Here is a 275-nt window from a genome sequence, read left to right on the forward strand (position 1 = left end):
TTCTTCGTGTGTTTTTAGGTAAAATAACTTCATCAATAAATCCACGTCTTGCAGCTCTATACGGATTAGCAAATTTATCTGCATATTCGGCCTCTTTTTCTGCTAATTTTTCAGCAGGATTATCTGCTGCTGCAATATCTACAAACGATGTTTCTATAGAAGAAAATCAATTCAGTATTATTGATTTGGATAATGATAAAGTTCAGTTTAACACAAATAATAGCTTAAATATTAAAACTATTCGTGTTTATGATCTTATTGGTCGTCAATTATAC

At 30.2% G+C, this 275-nt stretch carries 1 pseudogene; it reads right to left on the reverse strand.

Annotated features, from left to right (window positions below):
* Nucleotides 1–139, reverse strand: a pseudogene (locus Q4Q35_RS12960) (carboxyl transferase domain-containing protein); the annotation flags it as partial.
* Between the last annotated feature and the right edge of the window lie 136 nt (nucleotides 140–275).

This window comes from Flavivirga aquimarina (assembly GCF_030540835.1).
GTDB classification, from domain to species: domain Bacteria; phylum Bacteroidota; class Bacteroidia; order Flavobacteriales; family Flavobacteriaceae; genus Flavivirga; species Flavivirga aquimarina.